This window comes from Gemmatirosa kalamazoonensis (assembly GCF_000522985.1).
GTDB lineage: Bacteria > Gemmatimonadota > Gemmatimonadetes > Gemmatimonadales > Gemmatimonadaceae > Gemmatirosa > Gemmatirosa kalamazoonensis.
Map to the genome: position 1 here is coordinate 328010 of NZ_CP007130.1, position 11987 is coordinate 339996.

The window sequence follows — 11987 nt, forward strand, 5'->3', positions numbered from 1 at the left end:
CCATCACCGGCACGATCTCACGCTCCCGGCGGCCCGCATGCTCTCGCTCGCTCCGCTCTTGAACGCGCGCACGACGGCGCGCATCGGCACGGCACTCGTCGTCGCGACGTGTCTCGCCGCCGCGACACGACTGCCCGCGCAGGCCGCCGGCCCGGTGGACGCGCGGCTGCTCTCGGCGCTCCGGTGGCGCAACCTCGGCCCGTTCCGCGCGGGGCGCGTCGCGGCGGTCACCGGCGCGGTCGGCCAGCCCGGCGTCTTCTACATCGGCCTCCCCGCCGGCGGCGTGTGGAAGACGACGAGCGCCGGCGCGACGTGGTTCCCCGTCTTCGACGACGTGGCCGAGGTCTCGTCCGTGGGCGCGATCGAGGCCGCGCCGTCCGATCCGAACGTCGTCTACGCGGGCACCGGGGACATGATCACCGGCGGCGCGATCAACGAGGGGAACGGCGTCTGGGTCTCGCGCGACGCGGGGCGCACGTGGCGGCACGCGGGGCTCGACGCGACGAAGCAGATCCCGTCGATCCTCGTCGACCCGCGCGACGCGCGCACCGCGCTCGTCGCGGCGCAGGGCGACGTGCACGCGCGGAGCGGCGACCGCGGCGTGTTCCGCACGACCGACGGCGGCGCGACGTGGACCCGCGTGCTGTTCGTCGACAGCACCACCGGCGCGCAGAAGCTCGCGCGCGCGAGCGACGCCCCCGACGTCGTGTTCGTCACCACCGTTAGGCACTACGTCGCGCCCGGCGTGCCGACGCCCCCGCCGACCGGCATCCCGGCGTCGGACACCGCGCGCACGGGGACGTACGTGTACAAGTCGACCGACGGCGGTGTCACGTGGCGCGAGCTGCCGTACACCGGCCTCCCCCGCCTGACGGGGCGCACGTCGATCGCGGTCGCCGCGCACACGAACGCGCAGCGCGTCTTCCTCGTCACGAACTCCGGCTTCTACCGCTCCGACGACGGCGGCGCGACGTGGCGCGCGATGGCCGCCGACGACGAGCGGATCCGCAACGGCCAGGGCGGCTACAACTGCGGCGTGTACGTCGACCCGCAGAACCCGGACGTCGTCTACACGATCAGCACGTCGAGCTACAAGTCCACCGACGGCGGGGCCACGTTCACCGGCTTCAAGGGCGCGCCCGGCGGCGACGACCCGCAGCAGCTGTGGATCGACCCGACCGACGGACGCCGCATGCTCCTCGGCCTCGACCAGGGCGCGGTCGTGACGCTCGACGGCGGCGCGACGTGGAGCTCGTGGTACAACCAGAGCACGGAGCAGATCTACCACATCTCGACCGACAACTCGGTGCCGTACTGGATCTACGGCACGCAGCAGGACGCGGGCGCGATCCGCACCCACGCGCTCGGCCGCTACGGCGCCGTCGGGCCGTTCGACTGGCGGCCGGTCCCGGGGTGGGAGTGGGGCACCATCATCGCGGACCCGACGAACCCGAACACCGTGTGGTCGAGCGGCGTCGGCGTCGTGCGGATCTCGTACCCGAGCGAGCAGTCGATCAACCTCGCGCCATCGCTCGACCCGGCGCTCGCGCTGCGCGCGACGAGCTCGCAGCCGCTCGCGTTCGCGCCGTGGAACGCGCACCTGCTCCTCGCCGGGTTCCAGAAGGTCATGGGCACGACCGACGGCGGCGCGCACTGGACCGCGCTGAGCCCGGACCTCACGACGGGGATGCCGCACGACTCCGCGCGCGCGGCCGGCCCGCCTAACGGCGGCAACGCCGGGGGTCAGGGGGCGGCCATCGAGTCGCTGTCGCCCTCCGCCGTCACCGCCGGCACGATCTGGGTCGGCACGAGCAACGGCCGCACGGCGGTGACGCGCGACGCCGGAAAGACGTGGGCCGACGTGACGATCCCCGGCGTGCCGACCGCCGGGCGCGTCCTCGTCGCCGTCGAGGCGTCGCCGCAGAACGCCGCCGAGGCGTACGCGGCGGTGGACGTGCACTACATCGGCGACTACGCGCCGTACGTCTTCCGCACGCGCGACTACGGGCGCACGTGGACGCCCATCACCGCCGGGCTGCCCGTCGGGCAGCCGAACGGCAGCTTCGTGCGCGTCGTCCGCGCCGACTCCACGCGCGCCGGCCTGCTCTTCGCCGGCACGGAGAGCGGGATGTTCGTCTCGTTCGACGACGGCGACCACTGGCAGTCGATGCAGCAGAACCTGCCCACCACCTCGTATCGCGACATTCGCACGAAGGGGACCGACCTGATCGTCGCGACGTACGGCCGCGGCCTGTGGGTGCTCGACGGCTTCCCGATGCTGCGCCAGCTCACGCCGACCACCGCCGCGCGCGCGGCGGAGCTGTTCGCGCCCGCCGACGCGCTGCGCCTGCGCCGCAACGTGAACCAGGACACGCCGTTCCCGCCCGAGGTGCCGCAGGCGCCGAACCCGCCCGACGGCGTGATCGTCGACTACTGGCTCGCGCGCGCGCCCGCGGGCCCGGTGACGCTCGACGTGCTCGACGCGACGGGCGCGGTCGTGCGCCACCTCACGAGCGCCCCCGGCGCGCCGATCGTCGAGGCGGCGCGTCCGCCGCACCCGAACTTCTGGGTCGCGCCGCCGGAGGCGCTGCCGGCGGCGGCGGGCGCGAATCGCACGAGCTGGGATCTGCGCTCCGACGCGCCGCCCGCGCTGCGGCACACGTTCGAGATCAACGCGAATCCCGAGCGCACGCCGCCGTCGCCGGAGGGGCCGCTCGTGCTGCCGGGCGTGTACACGCTCCGCCTAACGGTCGACGGACAGCGCGCGACCCGCACGGTGACCGTGCGCCCCGACCCGGCGTCTCCCGCCACGCTCGCGGGGCTCGGCGCCCAGCACGCGCTGCAGATGCGGCTCGTCGAGGGGCTCCGCGCGAGCTGGGAGGGCTACCAGCAGGCGGCGGCGCTGCGTGCGGCGCTCCGCGGCACCGGGACGCTCCCGGCGGCGGCGAGCGCGTTCCTGGCGCGCGTCGACACGGTCGCCGGCACGCTCGACGCCGAGCGCGCGCGCGGCCGCGCGTCGCGCGACGTGCCGACGTTCGTGAGCCTGAACGCGGCGTTCGCCGCGCAGCTGAACGCGCAGGAGCTCGGCGACGCGGCGCCGACGCCGGGCGCGCTCGCCGCGTACGCGAAGGCGTGCGGCGACCTGCGCTCGGCCGCCGCGGCGTGGACGCGGCTGCGCGCGAGCGCGCTCGCGGGGCTCGACGCGGAGTCGGCCGGCCGGGCGCGGGCCGCGGTGGACGGCGCCGCGCCGGCGCTCGGCGCCGCGGCGTCGGCGGCGTGTCGTTAGGCACCGCCGCGCGCATGCCGAGCCCGAAAGCTCCCGACTACGAGAAGGGCAAGTGGGCCGCCGCGTTCGCGCCGCGAGAGGCCGGCGAGCGGCGCCACTGGCTCGTGAAGTCGGAGCCGGACGTGTTCTCGTTCGACGACCTGCTCGCCGCCCCGAAGCAGACCACGCACTGGGACGGCGTGCGCAACCACGCCGCGCGCAACTTCCTGAAGGACGGGATGAGGCAGGGCGATCGCGTCTTCTTCTACCATTCGATGGCGAACCCGCAGGCGATCGTCGGGATCTGCGAGGTCGTCCGCGAGGGGTATCCCGACCCGTCGGCCGACGACCCGCAGTGGTACGCGGTGGACCTGCGCGCCGTCGTGCGGCTCGCGCGCCCGGTCACGCTCGCCGAGATCAAGGCGCGCCCCGAGCTCGCGGACATGGCGCTCGTGCGCGTGGGGCGCCTGTCGGTGACGCCGGTGACGCCGGCCGAGTGGGAGACGATCGTCGCGATGGGCGACCGCGGGCCGGGTTGAGCGACGCGACGGCACGGGGCACGCCGCGGTACGGTCACTCCATCGCGTCGCTGAACGCGATGTCGTGCCGCCCGTCCGTCGAGCGCCCCTGCCGACGGAGCTCGGCCGCGAGCTGGGCCCAGTGCCGGATGCCGTGCAGCAGTACGTGCGCGACGATCTTCCGCCGGCTCGCCGACGCCCGGTCGCCGCTCGCCGTCGTGAACTCGAGCCGGCCCGTGAGCGCCTCGTCGGTCGCGCTCGCGAGGTAGCGCTCCAGCTTCTCGCGCGCCTCCCGCCCGCTCGCGAACAGCGAGTCGACGTCGTCCATCCTCACGACGTCGAGCGGCGACGGCGCGTCGCCGTGCAGCCGGTCCGCGGACCGACGCTCGATGGCGAAGATGTGCTGCACGAGGTGCCGCACCGTCGGGATCCGCGCGTCGCCCCACGCGAGGTCGAGCGCGCCGGGGTTCGCCGCGAGCCACCGGTGCCAGCGCGCGGTCTCGTCGTTCGTGTAGTGGATCAACTCGCGAAACGCGATCGCCGCCGCCGGCCCGTCACTCATCGCGCACCCCCGAATCGTTAGGCACCTCACGCGTCGGGAAGAACTCCGGGTGCGCGGCCTCCGCGCGGCGGCGCATCGCTGCCAGATCCGCGCGCATGCGCGCCACCACCGCGCCGTAGCGCGTGTGCGTGCGGAGCGGCTCCAGGAACGGGTCGAGCGCCGTGATGCGCGCGTCCGTCCACCCCGCGTCGTAGCCGCGCTGCAGCCAGTCGAGCGCCGCCGCGCTGTCGCCCCGCACGGAGGCGATCGCGGCGAGCTCCACGCGCAGCGCGGGGCTCTCGTGGCCCTCCGCGATCTGCCGTTGCGCGAGCGCGGCCGACGCCGCCCACAGCGACTCCGCGCGTGCACGCTCGCCGCGCCCGGCGAGCGCGAGCCCGAGCTGTGTGCGGAACGACTCGGCGAGGAAGTCGCCACGACCGTCGGGCGCCTCGCGCACGAGCGGCGCGAGGAACGACTCCGCGTCGGCGGCGCGGGTGACGGTCGCGACCTCGGCGGCGAACATCTGCGACTCCTGGTCGGCCGGGCTGCGGCTCAACGTGCGCCGCGTGCGGTCCGCGGCGATCGAGTCCCGGCCGAGCAGCAGCTCGAGGCGCGCGAGGCTCAATGCGAGGCGGCGGCTCTCCGGGAAGCGCGCCGCGGCGCGCGCGAAGAAGCGCTCGTCGAACGCGTCGTCGCCGATGTGGACGAGCGCGGCCTCCACGTGGTAGAACGCGTCCGCCGTGTTAGGCGCCAGCCGGAACGCGAGCGCGTGCCAGTGCAGCGCCTCGTCGAAGCGACCCGCGAGCTCCTCGTTGAACCCGAGGTCGTTCATCGCCCAGTCGTAGTTCGGGTCGAGCGCGAGCGACCGGAGGTACGACGCGCGCGCGTCGTCGAACCGTCCCGAGTAGCTCTGGAGATCGCCGAGGACGAAGTACCCGTTCGCGAGCTCCGGGTCTGCGGCGATCGCCGCGCGCGCCTGGGCCATCCCCGAGTCGACGTAGGCGGAGCCGCGGCCGTAGGCGAGGAACGTGTAGCGGTGCGCCAGCTCGTAGTGCGCGAGCGCGAAGCCGGCATCGAGGGCCACCGCGCGGCGCAGCAGGTCCATGGCCTCGCGATTCGAGGCCGCGACGGCGACCGGCATGCGCGTCGCGCGCAGGTACAGCTCGTACGCCTCGGGGCTGATCGTGGGCGGGCGCCCGCGGCGTCGCGCCTCGGCGGGCGTCACGCGCGCGCGGAGCGCGTCGGCGATGGTGCGCGCGAGCTGGCTCTGCACGACGAGGGCGTCCGCGATCGCGACGTCGCGCTCCGTGCTCCAGACGGTGCCCTCGGAGCGCGCGTCGACGAGCCGCACGGTGACGCGCGCCGAGTCGCCGTTCACGCGCACGCTTCCCTCGATGATGCTGCCGACGCCGAGCTCCTTGCGCAGTCGCGCGAGACGGTCGGCCACCGGCGCGTACGGGCGCACGGCCGAGCGGCTCATGACGCGCAGCGCCGACAGGCGGGACAGCGCGGCGGTGACCTCCTCGGTCAGGCCAGCGGCGAAGTAGGCCTTCGCGGAGTCGGCGGAGAGGCTCTCGAACGGGAGCACGGCGACGACGTACTTCTGGTCGGCCGGCGCGATCTCCGCGCCGCCGCGCCGGCCGGCCGCGCCGCGGCGCAGCGCCCAGCCGCCGCCTAACGCGGCCGCGCCCAACGCGGCGCGTGCGCCGAGCGCTGCGGCGACCGTGCGCCACCGGCGTTCGACCCGAGGCCGGGGCACGACCGACGCCGGTCTCGCGACCCGGCCCGACCCGGCGAGCCCCGCGAGCAGCTCCGCCGCGCCGTCGGGACGCTCGGCCGGGTCCTTCGCGAGCGCGCGCGTCAGGAGCGCCGCGACGTCGCGCGGCGTGTCGGCCCGCAGCTCGGCGATCGGGCGCGGCGCGTCGAGCAGGTGCTGTCGCAGCACCGACGCAGCGGAGCCGGTGAACGGGGGCTCGCCGGCGAGCATCTCGTAGAGCACGCAGCCGAGCGCGTACACGTCGCTGCGCCCGTCCACATCGCCGTCGGCCGCGATCTGCTCGGGGCTCATGTAGGCGGGCGTGCCGAGCGACACGCCGGTGCCGGTCAGCCGCTCGCGCGCGCCGTCGTGTCCATCGCGCGTCGCCATCGCCACGGCGCGGGCGATGCCGAAGTCGGCCACGACGGCGTGCCCGGATTCGAGGAGCACGTTCTCCGGCTTCACGTCGCGGTGCACGACGCCGTGCGCGTGCGCGTAGGCCAGCGCGTCGGCGATCTCGCTCGCGAGCCGTATCGCCTCGTCCACCGGGAGCTGCCGCTCGCGACGAAGGCGGTCGCGCAGCGTCTCCCCTTCGACGTACGGCATGACGTAGAACGGCGTGCCGTCCGCGTCGCCGCTGTCGAACAGCGGCAGGATGTGCGGGTGACGGAGCTGCGCGGCGATGCCGATCTCGCGCCCGAATCGACCGCTCCCGAGATCGGCCGTGACCTCCGGCCGCAACACCTTCAGCGCCACGCGCCGACCGTGCTTCACGTCCTCGGCGAGATACACCCGCGCCATGCCGCCCGCGCCGACCTCGCGCTCCAGCCGGTAGCGATCGGCGAGCGCGTGCGCGAGTCCCGCCGGATGCGCGACGCGGAGCGGGCCAGGGGTCATGACCGTAAGAGAACGCTCGGAGGAGCTCCCCCGCCAGCGCGGCGAGGTCGACGCTTCGCGGGGCGCCGCGACCCGTCAGCGCTCCAGCCGGAACCCGGGATCGAGCGCCGGCCGCGCCGGCGCGTTCGCGGCGAACCAGCCGGTCAGGTACATCCACTGCGCCATGCGCGTCAGCTTCGGATAGTCGATGCGCCCCGGATCGTCGCGCGGCGTGTGATAGTCGTCGTGCAGGTTCGTCGAGTACATGAGTGCCGGCACGTTCAGCCGCGCGTACGGCAGATGGTCGCTGCGGAAGTACCACCCCTCCGAGTGCGTCGGCCGGTCCCAGATCGTGTCGAGCACGAACCGCCCAGTGAGCGCATTCGCCCGCAGGGCCATCGCGACCAGGTCACTCGAGTTGCGGTGCGGCGGCTGGCTGCCTAACAGCGCCGCCGAGTCCGGGTTGTTGCGGCCGATCATGTCGCCGTTCAGCACCGCCACGATCCGCGCGAGCGGCACCACCGGGTGCGCGGCGTGGTAGCGCGAGCCGAGCAGCCCGCGCTCCTCGGAGCCGTGGTTGATGAAGAGCACGGAGCGCTTCCCCGGCTGCCGCACGAACGCGCGCGCCGCCGCGAGCTCCGCGGCGGTGACCGACGCGTTGTCGTCGGCGCCCGCGTGCACCGAGTCGCCCTCGAGCGTGGCGCGCACGCCGTTCGCGTCCTGGTGCGAGCTGAACACGACGTACTCGTCGCGAAGCTTGGCGTCGGTGCCCTTCACCGCGCCGACCACGTTCACCGACGGCGCGGTGAACCGCTCCAGCCGCACGGAGAGCTCGGCCTGCGGCTGCCGCGCGAGCGTGTCGCGCATCGCGGCGCGCACGAGGAACGCGGGCGTGGGGCCGGTGCCTAACGCGGGCGGCGGCGCCACGCGGTCGGAGCCGTTCGCGGCGCGCGGCACCGCGCGGTCCACGTCGTACGCGCCGCGCGAGCGGGCCGACGCCACCACGTCGAACGCGCTGTCGACGGACGCGCTCGCGACGAGCAGCACGGCCGCGGCGCCGCGGCGCGCGAAGCGCGCGAGCGTGCCGCTGATCGCCGCGTCGGCGTAGCGCGAGGCGAACGTGTAGCTGTTGGCGCGGATGGTCGACGGCGCGGGCGCGAGCAGCGGGGTCGCGACGATGCGACCGCGCACGTCCACGGTGGTGTCCGCCGCGTCGGGCACCCAGAGCACCGCGCCCGACGCCTCGGCCGGCACCACGAGCAGCGGCACGACGTCGCGGAAGAGCGTCATCACCTCGCCGCCGATGCGCATGCGGCTCGCGGCGGTGGAGACGCGCGTGCGCGTGATGTCGAACCACTGGAAGTACGTCCCGTCCTCGCCCATCGGCACGAGGCCGATGCGGCGGTACCGCTCCGCGACCCACATCGACGCGCGCAGCTCGTCGAGCGTGCCGCCCTCGCGGCCGCGCATGGCGGGCGACGCCATCTCGCCGACGTCGCGGCGCAGGTCGGCCTCGCGGATCGCCGAGTACGCGGCCGGGATCTCGTCGCGGCGCGCCGCGGGGCGCGAGGCGGGCTGCGCGGACAGTCCCTCCGCGCCGGCCAGGGTGACGGCCGCGGCGAGGGCGACGAGGAGCGACGTGGGCGAGAGGAGCGGCGGACGCATGACGGGAAGTGATGGAGTGGGTGCGCGCGCGGGCGCGCGGCCTGACGTCAGGCTACTCGACGGACGAGCGGGCGTCGACCTGTCACCGCCTCGCGCCCGCCAGGATCTCGCGCACGACGGCGCTGTCGAGGGGCTCGGTCCGTTCATCGCGCCGCAGCACGGTGTGCGTCTGCAGGGCGAGCACGATGGCGCAGTGGCCGGTGCCGGGGCCGACCGCGACGACGCGCCGCCGGAGCAGCGTCGACGGCGGCATCGTGGCGTCCGGCGCGTCGTCGGGCGACACGTACGACACCGAGTCACCCTCGTCGAGGTAGGCGCGTTCCTCGATCACCGCCGAGAGCGCGCGCCACGGGCCGACCGCGAGGCTGTCGGCGTACGACAGCGCGAAGCCATGCGGCAGGTCGGGCAGCGCGTAGTGGCGCTGGGCGCAGCCCGCGCCGACGCACACGATCCCCGGCGGCGTCTCGTCGCGCGCGAACCCCGCCATCGCGACCGCGCTGTCGAAGTTCGCCGACGCCGCGCGCACGATCAGCCGGTCGAGCGTCGTCGTGTCCTCGTCGTTCGCGTAGAGCGGCGGCTGCCGGTCGCAGCGCTCCGTCCACTCGTCGCGGACACCCGTGACCCGCGCGATGGGATAGCGCACCCAGAGCCGCGGCCCCGCGAGATACACGAACCGCCAGCCGGCGCTGTCCGGACGCGGCGCCACCACGCGCGCCTCGGTGCGCGGCTCGGCGCGCGCATCGATTCGCTCGTCGGAGCCCGAGCAGGCGGCGAGCAGCAGCGCCGCCAGCAGGGGCGCGAGACGGCACGCGCGCATACTCAACGATCCGGGGCGACCGCGTCCCGCTCGATCGCCGCATACACGGCGCGCGCCCGATCGAGCGCCGCCTCGAATTGCGCGCGCTCGGCCGGCGTGCGCCACGGCTCGCGCGCCACGCGCGCGCGCGCACGGCGTCGACCGCGTCGGCGAGGAACCGCGCGTCGTCGGCCGACGTGAAGCGGCGGCCGTCGCGCACGACGTACACGGGGCCCGTGTGCGCGAACGCGTAGTCGTCGCCCACGTAGCGCGACGGCGGGCCCACGACGCGCGCCGCGACCCAGCCGCCGCGCGGGAGCGACACCTCGGTGGCGACGGCGATGTGGAGCGAGTCGGTCGCGGCGACGGTCTGCACCACGGCGCCGTTGACCACGATCTCCAGGCGCGCCATCGGGGTGATCGACGTCGCCTCGGCGCGGACCGTGAGGCGCGGCGCGTCGGCCGCGCGGAGCGCGATCTCGTCGCCGGGCTCGCGCCCCGCGACGTCGAGAAAGAGCAGCGGGCCGGTGGACGCGAACGTGTGACCCGCGCGGATCCCGTCGAGCCACCGCGCGAGCGTGACCGGTCCCCCGCCCCGCAGGTGCACGTACGTGCGGTCCGAGCCGGGCGGCGGGTCGCGGCCGACGTCGGAGAAGTTGTCGGTGCCGGACGTCGCCGCGAGGCGGAAGCCGCAGTTCAGCAGCCGGTAGTACACCTCGGTCGACGCGAGCTCGTCGGAGTAGAGCGCGCCGAGGTCGTAGAAGTCGCCCTTGCCTAACGCCACGTCGACCGGGATGAGCGTGCTCGCCACCGCGGCCGGCGTGGACGCGCGCGACAGGTACGGGTGGCCGAACCCGGCGATGCCGCCCTGCGCGTGCGCCGAGTCGACGTACGCCGCGTCGATCACGGGCTGCGCGTACGGCGTGTTCCGCTCGCCCGCCGTGAACGGCAGCGCGAAGTGCTTCACGCCCAGCATCGACACGTGGCCGAGCGAGCCGCGAAACTCCTCGCCGTACTGGAGGATGTACTGCGGCGTCGAGCCCGGGTACGGCATGCCGGTGAGATCGTCCCACCGCCCCATGAGCCGCGTGCCATCCATGTGGATCAGCGCGTTCGTTACGTGCAGGTCCTCGGCGCGCAGCTGGTCGAAGAACTCGGCGTGCGAGAGGCCCTCGAGTCCCTGGTGCAGGTCGTGGACGTGGGTGTCGCCGGACCACCAGCCGCGCGCCGGCAGGTCGACGAGGCGCGTCAGGCGGAGCGTGACGTCGCGCACGCCCCCGGCGGGCACGTCGACCGTGAGCCGCGCGGGGCGGTACTCGAAGCCCTTCGCCGCCTCGACGGTCGTGCGGCCCGCGGGGACCTCGACGTCGGCCTCGCCCGCGGTGTGGAAGTAGTGCGTGTCGTTCGCGAGGCTGACGCGGTGGAAGCCGCCGTCGGGCGCGTACCCGCGGCCGTCGCTCGCGTCCACCGTGACGCGCGCCGGCGTGGGGCGCCCGTCGGGCCCGAGGACGCGCACGTGCACGCGGCCGGCGGGCGTGCGCGGCGTGCGCGCGCGCAGCGGCACGGCGCGCCACGCGGAGCGCGGGCCGCCGCCGGCCGACACCGTGTAGAGCGTGGTCGGCCCGGTGCCGTTCGACACGAACGCGACACGCGCGCCGTCGGGGCTCGACGACGGCGCGAACTCGTCGTGCGCGTCGATCGTCAGGCGGATCGGATCGCCGCCCGCCGCGGAGACGAGCATCACGTCGTTCGAGCCGCCGACGTCGGAGACGAACAGCAGCGACTGCCCGTCGGGGGTCCACCGCGGATGCGCGCGGTACTCCGTCTCGTCGACGTAGACGAGCCGCGGCGCGCCGTCGGGGAGCGGCTTCACCCAGATCCCGCCGCTGCCGAGTCGCCCGGGGACGGGCGCGACGTAGGCGAGGCGCGTCCCGTCGGGCGAGACCGCGGGCTGGAAGCCGGCGACGACGAGCGTGTCCTCGGCGGTGGCGAGGTCGTGCCGACGGATCTGGAACCGGTTGCCGCGCGCGCTGACGTAGAACAGCGCGCGCCCGTCCGGCGCCCACGTCGGCTCGACGTCGACCTCGGGGCCGGTGGTGATGCGCTGCACCGCGCCGCCCGACGCGCTCACGATGCCGATGTCGAGGTTGCCGTCGGCGTCGACGGTGAGCGCGACGCGCCCGCCGTCGGGGCTCCACGCCGGCTCGTAGTGGTAGGCCGGCCCCGCGGTGAGCGCGACGGCGGTGCCGCCGTCGGCGGGGACGGTCCACACGTCGCCGCGCATCGCGAACGCGAGCGCGTTGCCGTCGGGGCGCCAGACCGGATCCATGGGGCCGGTGGTGACGACGGGGAGCATGTGGCGCTCGACGCGGTCGGACTGGCCGTAGTGGTTCGGCCGTGCGGCGACGTGGGCCGCGGCGACGACGAGGGGGAGGAGGGCGAGCAGTCCCGCGCGGGCGACGGCGCGGCAGGTGGGCGCGAGGGGCATGGGCGCTCGGCGGGTGGCGGGGCGGACCGTATCCAATATACCGCATGCATTGACGCGCGGCGTGCGTGTCGGATATTGGATG

Annotated in this window: 7 protein-coding genes; 2 read left to right on the plus strand and 5 right to left on the minus strand. The window is 75.0% G+C overall.

Annotated features, from left to right (window positions below; genetic code table 11):
* The first annotated feature begins 37 nt into the window (after positions 1-37).
* Both J421_RS29225 and J421_RS29230 read left to right on the plus strand, forming a co-directional pair.
* Positions 38-3286: a WD40/YVTN/BNR-like repeat-containing protein gene (locus tag J421_RS29225; protein WP_025414671.1), complete on the plus strand. Its 3249-nt coding sequence runs from the start codon at positions 38-40 to the stop codon at positions 3284-3286.
* The gene (locus J421_RS29230; RefSeq protein ID WP_236646393.1) at positions 3277-3804 is read left to right on the plus strand and encodes an EVE domain-containing protein; all 528 of its coding nucleotides are present in this window, start codon (positions 3277-3279) and stop codon (positions 3802-3804) included. The genes J421_RS29225 and J421_RS29230 overlap by 10 nt, the downstream gene beginning before the upstream one ends.
* 34 nt (positions 3805-3838) lie before the next feature.
* Here the strand turns inward: J421_RS29230 and J421_RS29235 are convergent, their stop codons facing one another.
* From J421_RS29235 to J421_RS29250, 5 genes are all read right to left on the minus strand, one after another.
* Entirely contained in the window at positions 3839-4345 is a 507-nt protein-coding gene (locus tag J421_RS29235; RefSeq protein ID WP_025414673.1) for a DinB family protein, read from the minus strand.
* Positions 4338-6977 carry a protein kinase domain-containing protein gene (locus J421_RS29240; RefSeq protein WP_025414674.1) on the minus strand — a complete coding sequence of 880 codons (2640 nt, stop codon included), beginning with the start codon at positions 6975-6977 and terminating at the stop codon, positions 4338-4340. The genes J421_RS29235 and J421_RS29240 overlap by 8 nt, the downstream gene beginning before the upstream one ends.
* 75 nt (positions 6978-7052) lie before the next feature.
* Complete coding sequence (locus J421_RS29245; RefSeq protein WP_025414675.1) at positions 7053-8621, minus strand: M28 family metallopeptidase; 1569 nt, start codon at positions 8619-8621, stop codon at positions 7053-7055.
* Positions 8622-8703: 82 nt separating this feature from the next.
* Entirely contained in the window at positions 8704-8913 is a 210-nt protein-coding gene (locus J421_RS33250; protein ID WP_158508978.1) for a hypothetical protein, read from the minus strand.
* Positions 8914-8917: 4 nt separating this feature from the next.
* A complete protein-coding gene (locus tag J421_RS29250; protein WP_025414677.1) occupies positions 8918-11905 on the minus strand; it encodes a CehA/McbA family metallohydrolase in 2988 nt (995 codons plus the stop codon).
* Between the last annotated feature and the right edge of the window lie 82 nt (positions 11906-11987).

Coding starts and splice junctions, on each gene's coding strand:
- J421_RS29225 (WP_025414671.1), top strand. CDS start 38: ATGCTCTCGCTCGCTCCGCTCTTGAACGCGCGCACGACGGCGCGCATC.
- J421_RS29235 (WP_025414673.1), bottom strand. CDS start 4,345: ATGAGTGACGGGCCGGCGGCGGCGATCGCGTTTCGCGAGTTGATCCAC.
- J421_RS29240 (WP_025414674.1), bottom strand. CDS start 6,977: ATGACCCCTGGCCCGCTCCGCGTCGCGCATCCGGCGGGACTCGCGCAC.
- J421_RS29245 (WP_025414675.1), bottom strand. CDS start 8,621: ATGCGTCCGCCGCTCCTCTCGCCCACGTCGCTCCTCGTCGCCCTCGCC.
- J421_RS29250 (WP_025414677.1), bottom strand. CDS start 11,905: ATGCCCCTCGCGCCCACCTGCCGCGCCGTCGCCCGCGCGGGACTGCTC.